The sequence below is a fragment of the Ramlibacter sp. genome (assembly GCF_035554825.1).
GTDB lineage: Bacteria > Pseudomonadota > Gammaproteobacteria > Burkholderiales > Burkholderiaceae_C > Ramlibacter.
The window spans coordinates 1-15,631 of sequence record NZ_DATMHS010000094.1; the positions used below are offsets into that span (position 1 = coordinate 1).

The 15,631-nt window shown below is 69.6% G+C and carries 13 protein-coding genes; 5 read left to right on the forward strand and 8 right to left on the reverse strand.

Features of this window, described 5'->3' with window-relative positions; translation table 11 throughout:
* The 5 genes from VNT59_RS11775 to VNT59_RS11795 all read right to left on the reverse strand — a co-directional run.
* Positions 1-1,215: HAMP domain-containing protein (locus tag VNT59_RS11775; protein ID WP_325498601.1), on the reverse strand; the 1,215-nt coding region annotated here is incomplete at its 3' end.
* 265 nt (positions 1,216-1,480) lie between these two features.
* Positions 1,481-2,611: a branched-chain amino acid ABC transporter substrate-binding protein gene (locus VNT59_RS11780; RefSeq protein ID WP_325498602.1), complete on the reverse strand. Its 1,131-nt coding sequence runs from the start codon at positions 2,609-2,611 to the stop codon at positions 1,481-1,483.
* A 169-nt stretch (positions 2,612-2,780) separates the two neighbouring features.
* Positions 2,781-3,071 (reverse strand): hypothetical protein, encoded by a 291-nt coding sequence (locus tag VNT59_RS11785; protein WP_325498603.1) that lies wholly within the window; start codon positions 3,069-3,071, stop codon positions 2,781-2,783.
* Positions 3,071-3,505 carry a DNA polymerase III subunit chi gene (locus VNT59_RS11790; RefSeq protein ID WP_325498604.1) on the reverse strand — a complete coding sequence of 145 codons (435 nt, stop codon included), beginning with the start codon at positions 3,503-3,505 and terminating at the stop codon, positions 3,071-3,073. The genes VNT59_RS11785 and VNT59_RS11790 overlap by 1 nt, the downstream gene beginning before the upstream one ends.
* Positions 3,506-3,527: 22 nt before the next feature.
* A complete protein-coding gene (locus VNT59_RS11795; RefSeq protein WP_325498605.1) occupies positions 3,528-5,042 on the reverse strand; it encodes a leucyl aminopeptidase in 1,515 nt (504 codons plus the stop codon).
* Between the two features lie 38 nt (positions 5,043-5,080).
* On the opposite strand from VNT59_RS11795, the gene lptF reads away from it, so the two are divergent.
* The 5 genes from lptF (at position 5,081) to VNT59_RS11820 (ending at position 9,868) form a co-directional block, all read left to right on the forward strand.
* Positions 5,081-6,184: an LPS export ABC transporter permease LptF gene (lptF, locus tag VNT59_RS11800; protein WP_325498606.1), complete on the forward strand. Its 1,104-nt coding sequence runs from the start codon at positions 5,081-5,083 to the stop codon at positions 6,182-6,184.
* The gene (gene lptG, locus VNT59_RS11805; RefSeq protein WP_325498607.1) at positions 6,181-7,284 is read left to right on the forward strand and encodes an LPS export ABC transporter permease LptG; all 1,104 of its coding nucleotides are present in this window, start codon (positions 6,181-6,183) and stop codon (positions 7,282-7,284) included. Before lptF ends, lptG begins: the two co-directional genes overlap by 4 nt.
* Positions 7,281-7,655 carry a CbiX/SirB N-terminal domain-containing protein gene (locus VNT59_RS11810; protein WP_325498608.1) on the forward strand — a complete coding sequence of 125 codons (375 nt, stop codon included), beginning with the start codon at positions 7,281-7,283 and terminating at the stop codon, positions 7,653-7,655. Before lptG ends, VNT59_RS11810 begins: the two co-directional genes overlap by 4 nt.
* A 94-nt stretch (positions 7,656-7,749) precedes the next feature.
* Complete coding sequence (locus VNT59_RS11815) at positions 7,750-8,694, forward strand: CysB family HTH-type transcriptional regulator (protein ID WP_325498609.1); 945 nt, start codon at positions 7,750-7,752, stop codon at positions 8,692-8,694.
* Positions 8,695-8,707: 13 nt separating this feature from the next.
* Positions 8,708-9,868, forward strand: coding sequence for a pyridoxal phosphate-dependent aminotransferase (locus tag VNT59_RS11820; RefSeq protein ID WP_325498610.1), 1,161 nt, complete (start codon positions 8,708-8,710; stop codon positions 9,866-9,868).
* A 27-nt stretch (positions 9,869-9,895) separates the two neighbouring features.
* Here the strand turns inward: VNT59_RS11820 and VNT59_RS11825 are convergent, their stop codons facing one another.
* From VNT59_RS11825 to VNT59_RS11835, 3 genes are all read right to left on the reverse strand, one after another.
* On the reverse strand, positions 9,896-10,600 hold the full coding sequence (locus tag VNT59_RS11825; protein WP_325498611.1) for a (2Fe-2S)-binding protein: 705 nt from the start codon (positions 10,598-10,600) through the stop codon (positions 9,896-9,898).
* A gap of 73 nt (positions 10,601-10,673) precedes the next feature.
* Entirely contained in the window at positions 10,674-14,750 is a 4,077-nt protein-coding gene (hrpA, locus tag VNT59_RS11830; RefSeq protein ID WP_325498613.1) for an ATP-dependent RNA helicase HrpA, read from the reverse strand.
* Positions 14,751-14,818: 68 nt separating this feature from the next.
* Positions 14,819-15,631: diguanylate cyclase domain-containing protein (locus tag VNT59_RS11835; RefSeq protein ID WP_325498612.1), on the reverse strand; the 813-nt coding region annotated here is incomplete at its 5' end.

Below are 15,631 nucleotides of genomic sequence, written 5' to 3' on the forward strand. Positions count from 1 at the left end.
GCCGGCCGCCACCGCCTTGGTCACCTCGGCGATGTTGCGCACCTGGGCCGTCAGGTTCGAGCCCATCGAGTTCACCGAGTCGGTCAGGTCCTTCCAGGTGCCGGCCACGCCCTGCACGTCGGCCTGGCCGCCCAGCTTGCCCTCGGTGCCCACTTCCCGGGCCACCCGGGTCACCTCCGAGGCGAACGAGCGCAGCTGGTCCACCATGGTGTTGATGGTGTTCTTCAGCTCCAGGATCTCGCCCTTCACGTCCACCGTGATCTTCTTGGACAGGTCGCCGGCCGCCACCGCCTTGGTCACGCCGGCGATGTTGCGCACCTGGGCCGTGAGGTTGGACGCCATGAAGTTCACGGAGTCGGTCAGGTCCTTCCAGGTGCCGGCCACGCCCTGCACGTCGGCCTGGCCGCCCAGCTTGCCTTCGGTGCCCACTTCCCGCGCCACCCGCGTCACTTCCGCGGAGAAGGTTCCCAGCTGCTGCACCATCTTGTTGATGATCATCGCGGTGCGCAGGAATTCGCCTTCGAGCGGCCGGCCGTCGGCTTCCAGCGCCATCGACTTCGACAGGTCGCCCTGGGCCACCGCGCCGATCACCCGGGCCACTTCGGAGGTCGGGTGCACCAGGTCGGCGATCAGCGAGTTGATCGACTCGGACGAATCGCGCCAGAAGCCGGTGGCGTTGGGCACGTAGGCGCGCTCCTTGAGCTTGCCTTCCTTGCCGACGACCTTGGACAGTCGCGCCAGTTCGTGCGACATGCGCAGGTTCTCGGCCACCACGTCGTTGAACGCGTCGGCGACCTTGCCGAAAACGCCGGTCCAATCCTGCGGCAACTGCGCCGAGGCATTGCCTTTCTTGAGGTCGGTCAGGGCGCTCAGCACGGTGCGGGTATGGTCGTGCAGCACGTCGACCTCTTCCAGCACCGCGTTGACGGCCGCCACGTCGCTCTGCCAGAACCCGGTGAGCTTGTCGTCGCTGAGCCGCTTGCTGCGGCTGTTGCCGCGGGCGCCGGGCTCGACCGCCTTGAGTTTGTGCGAGGTACGCGCGGTCTGGGCCGTGAGATCGTTGAATTCGGCGGCGATCTTGCCGTAGACGCCGTCCCATTCCGTGGGCAGCGTCACCCCGGTCTCGCCCCGCCGGTACGCCCCCAGCGCCCGCAGGACCTGCTTCAACTCGCTGTCGCGCTGATCAACCGAAGGCAATTTAGCCACTACTTCCATGCTGTCCCCCAAACTGAGCAACACGCCGTCCGCGCACGGTAAAGCACCGTCGCCCCGGCAACGAACGCGGGAGATTACTGTGTTCGCCGGGGGCTCACAACTCACGCTCGAGATGACCACCCGGCAAACGCAGGCGTGGCGCGGTCCGTAGGACAACTCCTACAGGAACACCAGCCAATGCACTACACGCCGTATCGCGGGGGCGAGACGCCGCGCGCAGAAAAAAGCCGCCTGACGGCGGCCTTTTTCCTGGTGCTGCAGCGCTTCAGTTCACCGGCGTCTTCTTGCCGTCCGTGTACGTGTACAGCGTCATGGCCGGGTTCTTGAGTTCGCCGTTGGGTTCGAACGCAATGGTCGCGGTGACGCCCTTGTAGTTCGACTTCTGCAGGAACGGGATGTAGACCTTCGGGTCGATCGACTTGGCGCGCACCATCGCGTCGGCCAGCAGCATCGTGGCGTCATAGGTGTACGGGCTGTAGACCTGGAACTGGCCCGGGTACTTGGCGTCGTAGCGCTTCTTCCACTCGGCGCCGCCGGGCATCTTGTCCAGCGAGGCGCCGCCCTCGGCGCAGACCACGTTGCCCAGGGACTTCGCGCCGCCGGCCAGCTCGATGATCTTCTGGGTGCAGATGCCGTCGCCGCCGAAGAACTTCACGTTGGTCAGGCCCAGCTGCTCCATCTGACGCAGCATCGGACCGCCCTGCGTGTCCATCCCGCCGAAGAAGATGCCGTCGGGGTTCTTCGCCTTGATGGCCGTCAGGATGGCCATGAAGTCGGTCGCCTTGTCGTTGGTGAACTGCGAATCCACGACCTGGATGCCCTTGGACTGCGCCGTCTTCTTGAAGATGTCGGCGACGCCCTGGCCGTAGGCGGTGCGGTCGTCGATGATCGCGACCTTCTTCAGTTTCAGCTTGTCCGCCGCGTAGAAGGCCAGGCCGGCGCCCAGCGAGTTGTCGTTCGCGATGATCCGGTAGGTGGTCTTGTAGCCGGGCTTGGTGAGGCTGGGATTGGTGGCCGCGCCGGTGACATGCGGGATGCCGCAGTCGTTGTAGATCTTGGCCGCGGGGATCGTCGTGCCCGAGTTCAGGTGGCCGACCACGCCGGCGACCTTCGCGTCGCACAACTTCTGGGCGGCGGCCGTGCCCTGTTTCGGGTCGGCGGCATCGTCTTCGGCGAGCAGTTCGAATTTCGCCTTCTTCCCTCCGATGGTGACGCCCTTGGTGTTCAGGTCCTCGACCGCCATCCGGGCGCCGTTCTCGTTGTCCTTGCCGTAATGCGCCTGGGGACCGGACATGGGCGCCACGTGGCCAATCTTCACGACCAGGTCCTGCGCCGATGCCAGGCCCGCGAGCGCCGCAATCGCAGCGGCCGCGGTCAGCTTCATCTTCATCTGCATAAGAGCCTCCAGAGTTGGAAAAGTTGAGAAATTGTTCTGCTCAACGGAGCGCGAACATAACGCAAATTCCGGGCCGCAACCAGAGGGAAAGGCCGGGGTCGCACGGGCTGCGAAGGGGGGCCGACAGCAAACTGCCAGCAGCGGCGCGGCAGGCGCACGCCGGGGGCGGTCAGCCGCGACGCAGTTCGTCCTGGAACGCCTGCGCCACCGCTTCGCGTACCAGCGACTCGATCTCGTCGCGCAGCAGCGGCGCCAGGGTGCGGGTCTGCTCGATCACGGTGGCGGCGATGGTTTCGCGCAGGCGCCGCTCCAGCGCCAGGTCGACCCGCTGCATCACGCGCTGCACGAGCTCCTCCCGGGCCACCGGCTCGGCCGGCTGCGCCTGGGGCGCCGGCTCGGCCGCCGGCTGCACCACTTCGGTGAGCGTGGGCACATGGCGGGGAGGAACGCGGCCGGCCATCACTGCACCTCGGCGCCCAGGTCGTGGCGCACGATGTTGTAGCCGCGGCTGGCGTAATGCTTCCAGCGCTGGCGCGCCCGCTGGCGGTCGTCCTCGTCGGCGGTGACGACTTCGATCAGCCGCTCGAAGGTCTCGAACCCGTCCGGCAGCGCCTGGCCCAGGTTCACCAGCACCTGGTGGTGCGGAGCGGCCCGGGGGGTCTCGGTCAGCACCACCGGCGATGCCGCCAGCACGGCCGCCGGCGCGCCCGGCTCGCGGCAATGCGGCAGGAAGTCCAGCGCCGTGAAGGTCCACAAGGCGGCATCCAGTTCGCCCAGCAGCGCCGCCTGCCCGGTCACCACCACCGTGGCGCCCGAACCCACCGCCTTGCGCAGCAGCCGGCAGGCATAGCCCACCTTGTCGGGCGCGTTGAAGTGGAAGGCGACCTCGGTCATGGCATCCCGGCGTGTGCCGCGGCTAGCGCGACGCCTTGCCGCGGGCGCGCGCAGCGGTCTTGGCCGGCGCCCGCTTGGCCGCGGTCTTGGCCGGCGCCGTGCCCTGGCGGCCCAGCAGGAACTGCACCAGCAGGCCCACCGGCCGGCCGGTGGAGCCCTTGGCGGGGCCGCCCTTCCAGGCGGTGCCGGCGATGTCCAGGTGGGCCCACGGGTAGTTGCCGGCGAAACGCTGCAGGAATTTCGCTGCCGTGATCGAGCCGCCGGCGCGGCCGGCGACGTTCGCGGCGTCGGCGAAATTGCTCTTCAGGCCTTCGCCGTACTCGTCGTCCAGCGGCATGCGCCAGCACGGGTCGAGCGCGGCGTCGCCCGCCGCCAGGAGGTCGGCCGCGAGCTCGTCGTCACTGGCGAACATGCCGCTGCGCACGCCGCCCAGCGCGATGACGCAGGCGCCGGTGAGCGTCGCGATGTCGACCACGGCCGCCGGCTTGAACCGCTCCGCGTAGGTCAGCGCGTCGCACAGGATCAGCCGCCCTTCGGCGTCGGTGTTCAGGACCTCGATGGTCTGGCCGCTCATGCTGGTGACGATGTCGCCCGGCTTCACCGAGCGGCCGTCGGGCATGTTCTCGCAGCTGGGGATCACGCCGATCACGTTCAGGGCCGGCTTGACTTCGCCCAGCGCGCGGAACGTGCCGAGCACGCTGGCGGCGCCGCCCATGTCGAACTTCATCTCGTCCATGTCCTGGGACGGCTTGATCGAGATGCCGCCGCTGTCGAACGTGATGCCCTTGCCGACCAGCACCACCGGCGGCTCGCTCGCGGCCGCGCCCTGGTGGCGCAGCACGATGAACCGCGGCTCCTGCTCGGAGCCCTTGGCCACGGCCAGGAACGAGCCCATCTTGTGCTTGGCGATCTCGCGCGGACCCATCACCTCGCACTGGAAGCCGTGCCGCTTGGCCAGCTTGCGCGCTTCCTCGCCCAGGCGGGTCGGCGTGGCGACGTTGGGCGGCAGGTTGCCCAGTTCGCGCGCGAATTCGATGCCTTCGGCGGCCGCGCGGGCCGCCGCGAAGGCCTGGGCGTGCCGGCCCGCATCGGCCACCGCCACCGTCACCCGCTGCAGTTCGCGGCCTTCCGGCTTGGACTTGGTCGCCACGTAGACGTAGCTGCTTTCGGCGGTGGCCGTCACCGCCGCCCGCACGGCATCGGCCTGGGCTTCGGGCGCCAGGCAGATCACCAGCCGCTTGACGCTGTTGGACCGCAGCGCGCCGACGGCGGCCTGCACGGCGGCGTGCACCCGCTTGCCCGAGCCGTCGCCCGCGCCGGCGAGCACCACCCGCGCCGCCGCGATGCCGGGCGCCCGGTACGCCTGCAGCAGCTTGCCCGGCTTGGGCTCGAGGTCGCGCGCCTTGATCGCCTCGGCCGCCAGCCGCGAAAGCGCGTCCTTGCCCGGTTTGAACGACTCGCCCACCAGCAGGATCAGCGCGTCGCATTTCTCGCCGGCCGCAGCGGCCAGGCTCAGGGTCTTGAGTTCGAAGTCCATAATCTCCTGGAATTTTCTTGTTCGTTTCGACCGCGTCGATGTTATTCCATTCGTCCCTGCGCAAGGAGCTGGCCCGCAGTTTCGGCGCCACCCTCGTCGTGCTGGTGACCATCGTGATGACGATGACCCTGGTGCGCACGCTGAGCCTCGCCAGCCGCGGCAGCGTCAATCCGCAGGACATCATGATGGTCATGGGCTACACGGTGCTCGGCTATCTGCCGCCGATCCTGACCCTGTGCCTGTTCATCGCGATCGTCGGCACGCTGTCGCGCATGTACCGCGACAGCGAGATGGTGATCTGGTTCGCGGCCGGCCGCGGCCTGTCGGCCTTCCTGCGCCCGCTGCTGCGCTTCGCCTGGCCGATCCTGCTGGTGGTGGCGGCGCTGGCGCTGGTCGTCTGGCCCTGGGCCAACCAGCAGACCCGCGAGCTGCGCGATCGCTACGGCCAGCGCGGCGACCTGGAGCGGGTGGCGCCCGGCCAGTTCCAGGAGTCAGCCAGCGGCAACCGGGTGTTCTTCCTCGACAAGGACACGCCCGACGACAAGTCGGGCCGCAACATCTTCATTTCGACCCGCGAGCGCGGCAAGGAAACGGTGACCTCGGCGCGCAGCGGGCGCATCGAAAACCGCGGCGACGGGCAGTTCCTGGTGCTGGCCGACGGCCAGCGCCTCGAGTTCGACGCGCGCCAGCTGAAGGTGAGCGAGTTCCGGGAGTACGCATCGCGCATCGGCCCGGGCGAGCTGTCGGCGCGCGACGCGCCGCCGCCCAAGTCGCGCACCACGCTGGCGCTGGTCATGGACCCGACGCCGCAGAACCTCGGCGAGCTGGCATGGCGGGTCGGCCTGGCGCTGTCGGCGCTGAACTTCATCGTGATCGCGGTCGCGGTCTCCAGCGTCAACCCGCGCGCGGGCCGCAGCGGCAACCTGGTGTTCGCGCTGTTCGCCTTCGTCGTCTATTTCAACCTGCTCAATCTGGGGCAGAGCTGGATCAGCAACGGCCAGGTGCGCATCGTGCCGCTGCTGCTGGCCCTGCACGGCGGCGTGCTGCTCGCGGCGCTGTTGTGGCTGGCCAAGCAGCACAACAGCTGGTCGCTGGCCGCGCTGTGGCGCGCCCGCCGGGCGGCGGCCGGGGCCACCCCATGAGGACCATCCGCCGCCTGATCTACAAGGAGGTGCTGGCGTCCGTCGTGTTCGTCGCGGTCGGCTTCCTGGCGCTGTTCTTCTTCTTCGATTTCGTCGACGAACTGCCCAACGTCAGCCGCGGCGCCAACCAGTACCGCCTCTCGCAGGCGCTGGCCTACGTGACGCTGATGATCCCCAGCCACCTCTACGAGCTGCTGCCGATCGCCGTGCTGATCGGCACCATCTTCGTGATGGCCAGGCTCGCCCAGAGTTCCGAATACACCATCCTGCGCACCAGCGGCCTCGGTCCCGGCCGGGCCATGCGCACGCTTCTGGCGCTGGGCCTGATCTTCACCGTGCTCACCTTCGCGACGGGCGACTACCTCGCCCCGGCCTCCGACCGCACGGCGCAACTGCTCAAGGCGCGGCTGGAAGGCCGCATCAGCATCGGCCTGACCGGCGCCTGGCTCAAGGAGCGCGCCCCGGACCGCACCTACAGCGTCAACGTGAACGCCCTCACGCCGGACGGCAACATGCAGGGCGTGCGCATCTTCGAAGCCGACCGGCGCGGCTTCATCGTCACGTTCATGCAGGCGCCGAAGGCCCAGTTCGCCGCCGACGGCGCCTGGCTGCTGCACGACGCCACGGTCACGCGGTTCCCGCGCGAAGTCAGCGCCCTGGCCCGCATCGAACAGCAGACCTTGCCCGCGGTGCGTTGGCACACCGAGATCAGCCCCGAGATGGTGTCGGTGGCGCTGCTCAAGCCCGATCGCATGAGCACCATCGACCTGTTCCAGTACATCCGCCACCTGGAAGCGAACCAGCAGACCTCGCAGCGCTACGAGATCGAGTTCTGGCGCAAGGTGTTCTACCCGCTCAGCTGCATGGTGATGGTGGTGCTGGCGCTGCCCTTCGCCTACCTGCATTTCCGCACCCGCGGCATCACCGGCTACGTGTTCGTGGGCGTGCTGATCGGGATCAGCTTCTTCCTGCTGAACAACGTGTTCGGCTACATCGGCAACCTGCAGAACTGGCGTCCCTGGCTGACGGCGGCCGCCCCGGGGCTGATCTACACCGTGCTCTCGCTGGGTGCCTTCGGCTGGCTGGTGCTGCGCCGGTGACGCGGAAGGCCGTGGCCAAGGGCATCATCCTGGTCGGCCACGGCTCGCGCGATCCGCTGTGGCGCGCGCCGATCGAGGCCGTGGCGGCCCGGCTCGCCGCGCTGCAACCGGCCACGCCCACGCGCTGCGCCTACCTGGAACTGCAGGCGCCCGACGTTCCCACGGCCGCCGCCGACCTGGCGCGGCTCGGCGTCCGTGCGGTCACGCTGGTGCCGATGTTCCTGGGCACGGGCAAGCATGCCCGCGCCGACCTGCCGCGCCTGCTGGACCAACTTCGGGCCGCGCATCCGGCCGTCGCCTTCCGGCTGCGGCCCCCGGTCGGCGAGGACCCGCGGGTGCTGGACCTGCTGGCGGCGCTGGCGCTCGAGTGAAGGACCGATCCGCGGCGCGACCGCAAGCCAGGGCATCGGCTACCCCTCCCCGGTGCTGGGGCATAATGAACGACCGCCTTAGAAGAATTTCGGTATGAATCTCCACCAGTTCCGCTTCGTGCAGGAGGCGGCGCGCCGCAACCTCAACCTGACCGAAGCGGCGAAGGCCCTGCACACCTCGCAGCCCGGGGTGTCCAAGGCGATCATCGAACTGGAGGAAGAACTCGGCGTCGAGATCTTCGCGCGCCACGGCAAGCGCCTGAAGCGCATCACCGAGCCCGGCCAGCACGTGCTGCGCAGCATCGAGCTGATCATGCGCGAAGTGGGCAACCTCAAGCGCATCGGCGAACAGTTCAGCGCCCAGGACAGCGGCACCCTGTCGATCGCGACCACGCACACCCAGGCGCGCTACGTGCTGCCGGTGCCGATCGCCAAGCTGCGCGAGGCCTACCCGAAGGTGAACATCAGCCTGCACCAGGGGTCGCCCGAACAGGTGGCCCGGATGGTGATGGACGAAGTGGCAGAGATCGGCATCGCGACCGAAGCGCTGCCCGACCAGCGCGAGCTGGTCACCCTGCCCTGCTACGAATGGCAGCACGTGCTGGTGCTGCCGCTGGCGCATCCGCTGGCCCGGAAGGAGCGCATCAGCCTGGAGGACCTCGCACCCGAGCCGCTGATCACCTACCACCCGGCCTTCACCGGCCGCACGCGCATCGACCACGCGTTCGCCCAGCGCAAGCTGCAGCCGCGGATCGCGCTGGAGGCGATCGACTCGGACGTGATCAAGACCTACGTGCGGCTCGGCCTGGGCATCGGCATCGTGGCCGAGATGGCGGTGCGCGAGGATGGCAGCCACGACGAACTGGCGGTGCGCCCGCTGGGCCACCTGTTCGGCCAGAACGTGGCGCGCGTGGCCTTCAAGCGCAGCGCCTACCTGCGCAACTTCGTCTACAAGTTTGCCGAACTGCTGTCCGACCGGCTCGACCGCAACCTGATCGCCAAGGCCATGACCGGCCACGAGAACGACTACGAGCTTTAACCCGCTGCATTCCATGAGCACCGAACGCACCCCGCCCGTCCAGAGCAAGTTCCCGAACATGGGAACCACCATTTTCACCGTCATGTCCGCCCTGGCCACCGAAACGGGCGCCGTCAACCTGGGCCAGGGCTTTCCCGACTTCACCTGCGACCCGCTGCTGGTCGACGCCGTCTGCGGCGCGATGCGCCAGGGCCTGAACCAGTACCCGCCGATGGCCGGTGTGGCGCCGCTGCGCGAAGCGGTGGCGGCCAAGATCGAGGCGATGCACGGGCGGCGTTACGACGCCGGCGCCGAGATCACCATCACCGCCGGCGCCACCCAGGCGATCATCACCGCCATCCTGGCGGTGGTGCGGCCGGGCGACGAGGTGATCGTGCTGGAGCCCTGCTACGACAGCTACGTTCCCAACATCGAGCTGGCGGGCGGCATCGTGGTGCGGGTGCCGCTGGTGCCGCACACCTTCCGCCCGGACTTCGCGAAGATCGGCCAGGCGATCACGCCGCGCACGCGCGCGATCCTGATCAACAGCCCGCACAACCCGAGCGCCACCGTGTGGTCGCAGGGCGACATGCTCAAGCTGCAGGAACTGCTGGCGCCGACCGACGTGCTGGTGATCAGCGACGAGGTCTACGAGCACATGGTGTACGACGGCCAGGAGCACCAGAGCGCGTCGCGCTTTCCCGGCCTCGCGGCGCGCGCCTTCATCGTCTCCAGCTTCGGCAAGACCTACCACGTGACCGGGTGGAAAGTGGGCTATGTCGCCGCGCCGGCGCCGCTGACGGCGGAGTTCCGCAAGGTCCACCAGTTCAACGTGTTCACCGTCAACACGCCGGTGCAGCACGGCCTCGCCGCGTACATGGGCGACCCGCAGCGCTATCGCGCGCTGCCGGCGTTCTACCAGCGCAAGCGCGACCTGTTCCGCGCCGGGCTCGAGCGCACCAAGTTCGGCATCCTTCCCAGCGAGGGCAGCTTCTTCCAGTGCGTGGACATTTCGCAGGTGAGCGACCTGCCGGAGGCCGAGTTCTGCAAGTGGCTGACGACGGAGATCGGCGTGGCGGCGATCCCGCTGTCGGCGTTCTACGGCAACGGCTTCGACCAGCGCGTGGTGCGGTTCTGCTTCGCCAAGCAGGACGAGACGCTGCAGGCGGCGCTGGACCGGCTGGCGAAACTGTAGGGCGGCCGGGGGCGCGCCCCGCCGCGTTCAGCACTGGATCGGATTGCGGCAGAACTTCTCCAGCGGCTGCACCAGGGCGCGCTCGGCGACGGCGTTCTTCGCCTGCGCGCCCACGTCCATGCTCAGCTTCGCCTCGTACTTGCGGAAGAAGTCGTCGAACAGTTCACCGCCCAGCGTGGCATAGGCGGTCAGGCTGTCGTCGCTGCGGTCATAGTCCAGCAGCACCGCGCACAGCGGCTGCGGCGCCGGCCCCGAGAGCACCTGCGCGCCGCGAGCCGGGTCGTACTGGCTGTGCTCCGAGCAGCAGTGGATCAGTCCGTCCTGCACGCCGCGCCGGGCCCGCGTGTCGCGGAAACTGATGAAGCTGACGTCGCGCGTGGGGTAGACCAGCTGGTGGGCGCAGATCGCCGAATACGCGACCACGCTGCGCCTGGGCCCGACGCCGCCCGGCCAGGCGTAGGTGTCGCGCGCCTTGGTCGTCAGCGACTGCGGCAGCGCCGGCTTGCCGAGGTCCAGCAGAAACACCGGGGTCGCCACGTAAGGGTAGTGAAAGACGTAGTTGGCGCGCGGCTTGAGGCTGGCCAGCCGCAGCCGGTTGCCCTGTTCATCGACCAGCACGGCGCGCCCGTAGCTGCGCGGACGCGCATCGGCAGCGATCGCGGAGAACGCCGCGGCAGCGGAAGCACAGGCGGCGCCTGCGGTGCACGTGCCGATGAAATTGCGCCTGTCCATGCCCAGCAAGGTAGACCACCCCGCCGGCGGCTGTCAAACGGCCTTGTACCGTACACGAAAGTAAGCCTGTCCGTCAGCTATTGAGCTGGCTCCAGAGCTTGTCGAGTCGTTTGACGCTGACCGGTTGCGGGGTGCGCAGCTCCTGCGCGAAGAAGCTCACGCGCAGCTCCTCCAGCAGCCAGCGGAACTCCTGCAGCCGCTGGTCGGCGGCGCCCTTGCGTTCGGCCAGCAGGCGCCAGCAGCGCTGCTCCTGCGGCTTGAGCTCGGCCAGCCGCGCCGCGTCGCGCGCCGGATCGGCCCGCAGCTTGTCCAGACGCAGCGTCACCGCCTTGAGGTAGCGCGGGAAGTGCTGCAGCTGCGCCCACGGCGTGGCGGCAAGAAAGCGCCTGGGCATCAGCCGTTGCAGCTGCTGGGTGGCGTCGGCGGTCGCCTCGGGATGGTTCCTCGTGTCCTTGATCTTGCGCAGCGCGGCCGCGTACTCCGCGAGGATCGTGCCGGCCAGGCGAGCCACCTCGTTGGCGATCAGCGTCAGGCGGCCGCGGCCCTCGTCGACGCGCCGCTTGAAATCCACCCCGGTGGCGGGCAGCGGGTCGAGCATGAAGGCGCGGTCCAGCGCCACCTCGATGATCTGGTCGCGCAGTTCCTCCTGCGTGCCCAGCGGCATGTAGGCCACCGCCATCCTCTGCAGGTCGGGGATGTTCTTCTCGAGGTACTTGAGCGCATCGCGGATCTGCAGCGCGAACAGCCGCCGCAGCCCCTGCCGGTGCCTGGCGGCCGCGACCTCCGGTTCGTCGAAGACCTCGATCGTCACCGCGTCGCCCTGGTCGATCAGCGCCGGAAAGCCGATCAGGCGGGTGCCGCCCTTGCCGATCTCCATCAGCTCGGGCAGCTCGCCGAAGGTCCAGGCGGTGTGGCGCTGGTCGGCGTGCAGCCCAGCGCCGGCCGCCGGGGCCCGCGCCGGTGCCGCGCCTTTTGCTGCCCCGGGGCCTGCACCGGCGGCGGGCACCGGTGTGGCAGCTTCGGCCGGCGCGGCCCGCCCCTTGACCTCCGCCAGCGCCTGGAACGCGCCGCGCGCCTTGGCGCCCAGTTCCGCCTTCAGCGCCGGCAGGTTGCGGCCCATGCCCAGCTGCCGCCCGTGCTCGTCGGCGATGCGGAAGTTCATGAACAGGTGCGCCGGCAGCATGTCCAGCTTGAAGTCGGCGCGCTTGACGTCCAGGCTGGTGCGATCGCGCACCAGTTTCAGCACGGCGTCGGTGAGCGAGCCGCGGGCCCATGCCGTCGGCTGCGCCAGCTGCTCGGCGAAGCTGCCGGCCGACTCGGGCAGCGGCACCAGCCGCGAGCGCGGGCGCTGCGGCAGGCTCTTGAGGAGCGCCTGGATCTTGTCCTTCAGCATGCCCGGCACCAGCCATTCGGCGCGCTCTTCGCTCACCTGGTTCAGCACGAACAGCGGCACCGCCACGGTGAGGCCGTCGCGGGGATCGCCCGGCTCGTGCAGGTAGGTGGCCGTGCAGTCGACGCCGCCCAGGCGCACCGTGCGCGGAAACGACTCGGTGGTGATGCCCGCCGCCTGGTGCCGCATCAGCTCGTCGCGCGAGAGCTTGAGCAGGTTGGCGTCGGCGCGGCTCGCCTCGCGGTACCAGCGCTCGAAGGTCGTGCCGCTGAACACGTCGCGCGGAATCAGCTTGTCGTAGAAGGCGAAGATCAGTTCCTCGTCGACCAGCACGTCCTGCCGCCGCGACTTGTGTTCCAGTTCCTCGACCTGCCTGACCAGCTTCTGGTTGGCCGCCAGGAACGGCAGGCCGGTCTCCCACTGGCCGGCCACCAGCCCTTCGCGGATGAAGATCTCGCGCGCGCCCTGCACGTCGACCCGCGCGAACGGCACCCGGCGGCCGCTGTAGATGACCAGGCCGTACAGCGTCGCGCGTTCCAGCGCGATGACCTCCGCCGCCTTCTTCTCCCAATGCGGGTCGAGCAATTGCTTCTTCAACAGGTGGCCGGCCACCTGCTCGATCCAGCCCGGTTCGATGTTGGCGATCCCGCGGCCGAACAAGCGGGTCGTCTCCACCAGTTCGGCGGCGACCACCCAGCGGCCCGGCTTTCTTTTCAGGTGCGCGCCCGGGTGGCGGTAGAACTTGATGCCGCGCGCGCCGAGGTACACGTCCTCCTCGTCGGGCTTCCAGCCGATGTTGCCCAGCAGCCCGGCCAGCATCGCCTTGTGCAGTTCCTCGTAGCTCGCCGGCTGGGTGTTGAGCGGCCACTTGTGTTCGTTGACGACGGTGTGCAGCTGGCTGTGGATGTCGCGCCATTCGCGCACCCGCCGCACGTTGATGAAGTTCTGGCGCAGCAATTGCTCGTACTGGCGGTTCGACAGCCTGTGCGCCGGCGCCTCCGGGCCTGCTGCGGCGGCTGCGGCCCCGGGCTGCGCGAGCGCCCCGGGCGCGGCGCGCCCACCCTTCGCGGCGGGCTGGGCTGGCGGCCCGCCAGCCTTGCCGCGCGCGGGCGGCGGCGCGGCCCTCGCCTTGGGCCCACCGCGCGCCGCTTCCAGCCATTCCCACAGCCGCAGGTAGCCGGAGAACTCGCTCTTCTCGTCGTCGAACTTGGCGTGCTGCTGGTCGGCCTGCGCCTGCAGCTCCAGCGGCCGGTCGCGCACGTCCTGCACCGACAGCGCCGAGGCGATGACCAGCACCTCCTCCAGGGCGCCGCGCTGGCGCGCCTCCAGGATCATGCGGCCCACCCGCGGATCGAGCGGCAGCTTGGCCAGCTCGCCGCCGACCGGCGTCAGCTCGTTCGCATCGTCCACCGCACCCAGCTCGTTGAGCAGCTGGTAGCCGTCGGCGATCGCGCGCCGCGCCGGCGCCTCCAGGAACGGGAAATCCTCCACCGCGCCGAGGTGCAGCGACTTCATCCGCAGGATCACGCCGGCCAGCGACGAACGCAGGATCTCGGGATCGGTGAACGCGGGCCGGCCGGCGAAGTCCTTCTCGTCGTAGAGCCGGATGCAGATGCCGTTGGCCACCCGGCCGCAGCGTCCGGCGCGCTGGTTGGCGGCGGCCTGGCTGATCGGCTCCACCAGCAGCTGTTCCACCTTGCTGCGAAAACTGTAGCGCTTGACGCGGGCCGTGCCGCTGTCGATCACGTAGCGGATGCCGGGCACGGTGAGCGAGGTCTCGGCCACGTTGGTCGCGAGCACGATCCGCGGCGCGCCGTGCGGCTCGAAGATGCGGTCCTGCTCGGCCTGCGACAGGCGGGCGAACAGCGGCAGCACCTCGGCCTGGCGCGTGACGGGGCGCTGCGCCAGGTGCTTGCGCAGCTGGTCCGCCGCCTCCCGGATCTCGCGTTCCCCGGGCAGGAAGACCAGGATGTCGCCGAAGCCCGAGGGGCCGCCCTGCCACAGTTCGTCCACGGCGGCGACGATCGCGTCGTTCAGGCCGTAGTCGCGCGCCTCCTCGAACGGCCGCCAGCGCTGCTCCACCGGGTACATGCGGCCGGAGACATAGATGACCGGCGCCGGCAGCAACCGATCCCCCGGCGCTCCGTCCTGGGGCCGGTCGCTGCCCCCCGAGGGGGCGTCGCCCGGCTCGGGGCGGCCCGGCGCCGGGCGAACCGACGCGAAGTGGCGGGCGAAGCGCTCGGCGTCGATGGTGGCGGACGTGACCACCACCTTGAGGTCCGGCCGCCGCGGCAGGATCTCGCGCAGGTAGCCGAGCAGGAAATCGATGTTGAGGCTGCGCTCGTGCGCCTCGTCGATGATGATGGTGTCGTAGGCCTTGAGCAGCGGGTCGGTCTGGGTCTCGGCGAGCAGGATGCCGTCGGTCATCAGCTTCACCGACGCGCCGGGCTGCAGCCGGTCCTGGAACCGCACCTTGAAGCCGACCACCTCGCCGAGCGGCGTCTTCAGCTCCTCGGCGATGCGCCGGGCGACACTCGAGGCCGCGATGCGCCGGGGCTGCGTGTGCCCGATCAGCCTGCCCTGCCCGCGCGGCGCATTCAGCTTGCCGCGCCCCAGCGCCAGCGCGATCTTGGGCAGCTGGGTTGTCTTGCCGGAGCCGGTCTCGCCGCAGACGATCACCACCTGGTGGGCCGCGATCGCGGCGGCGATCTCGTCGCGCCGGGCCGACACCGGCAGCGATTCGGGAAAGGTGATGGCCAGTGAGCTCAAGGGACCGCGGGGCAAAGCCCGCCATTATCCGCGCCCGGCGGAAAGCAGGCGGCGGACCGTCAGCGGTCCGTGTCGAGCAGCGGCACCTGCGCGATCTGGTCGGAGCCCTGGTCCAGCCAGGCGACCCGGCTTTCGTAGCTCCACGCCGTGCGTGCCATGTCCCGCACCTTGCCCGCCACGACGGCCGGTTGGGCCTGGGCCGTGGTCGCCAGCAGGCCGACGCCCACCTGGGCGGCCCATTCGGCGCGCCCTTCGACTTCGCCGCCTTCGCCGATCGTGCGCAGCGTCACCGGACGCGAGAGCTGGCCGGCCAGCCGCCGGCCGAGCTTGATCAGCTGTTCGAAGTTGCGGGCGTCGCGCGACACCAGCAGGAAGCTGTCCTCGAAGAGTCGACCCAGCTCCACACCCGCCGGCACGCAGCGCCGCACTCGGCTGGCACAGATGAACAGGGCGTGGTTGAGGGCCGCGCGGCCATGCAGGTTCTCCAGCGCGTACAGGTTGCCGATCGACACCGCGATCAACACCACCGGCCGCGTCGAGCCCTGCTGGCGCATGAAGGTCTGGCCGAGCATCTGTGCCGTCGCCGCATGGGTGCGCATGCGCGTGATCGGGTCGTAGCGCGGTCCCTGCACGAGCACTTCGCGCAGCTCGATCAGGTACGAGTAGCGCAGCCACAGCATCGCGCCCACGCCGGTGAGGAACGTGATCGCGGCCACGGCGCTCACCGCATGCACGCGCCACGGCACCGCCTCCGGATCGAGCGCGATCCAGGTCACCCCGGCCACGCAGGCCGGCAGCATCAGGGTGCCCCACAGCACCGGCCACGCGTTGCGGTCGCCGCGGCGCACGCCGTTGACCGAGGTCAGCAGCGC

Coding starts and splice junctions, on each gene's coding strand:
- VNT59_RS11825 (WP_325498611.1), bottom strand. CDS start 10,600: ATGGACAGGCGCAATTTCATCGGCACGTGCACCGCAGGCGCCGCCTGT.
- lptF (WP_325498606.1), top strand. CDS start 5,081: ATGTTATTCCATTCGTCCCTGCGCAAGGAGCTGGCCCGCAGTTTCGGC.
- lptG (WP_325498607.1), top strand. CDS start 6,181: ATGAGGACCATCCGCCGCCTGATCTACAAGGAGGTGCTGGCGTCCGTC.
- VNT59_RS11795 (WP_325498605.1), bottom strand. CDS start 5,042: ATGGACTTCGAACTCAAGACCCTGAGCCTGGCCGCTGCGGCCGGCGAG.
- VNT59_RS11815 (WP_325498609.1), top strand. CDS start 7,750: ATGAATCTCCACCAGTTCCGCTTCGTGCAGGAGGCGGCGCGCCGCAAC.
- VNT59_RS11780 (WP_325498602.1), bottom strand. CDS start 2,611: ATGCAGATGAAGATGAAGCTGACCGCGGCCGCTGCGATTGCGGCGCTC.
- VNT59_RS11820 (WP_325498610.1), top strand. CDS start 8,708: ATGAGCACCGAACGCACCCCGCCCGTCCAGAGCAAGTTCCCGAACATG.
- VNT59_RS11790 (WP_325498604.1), bottom strand. CDS start 3,505: ATGACCGAGGTCGCCTTCCACTTCAACGCGCCCGACAAGGTGGGCTAT.
- VNT59_RS11785 (WP_325498603.1), bottom strand. CDS start 3,071: ATGGCCGGCCGCGTTCCTCCCCGCCATGTGCCCACGCTCACCGAAGTG.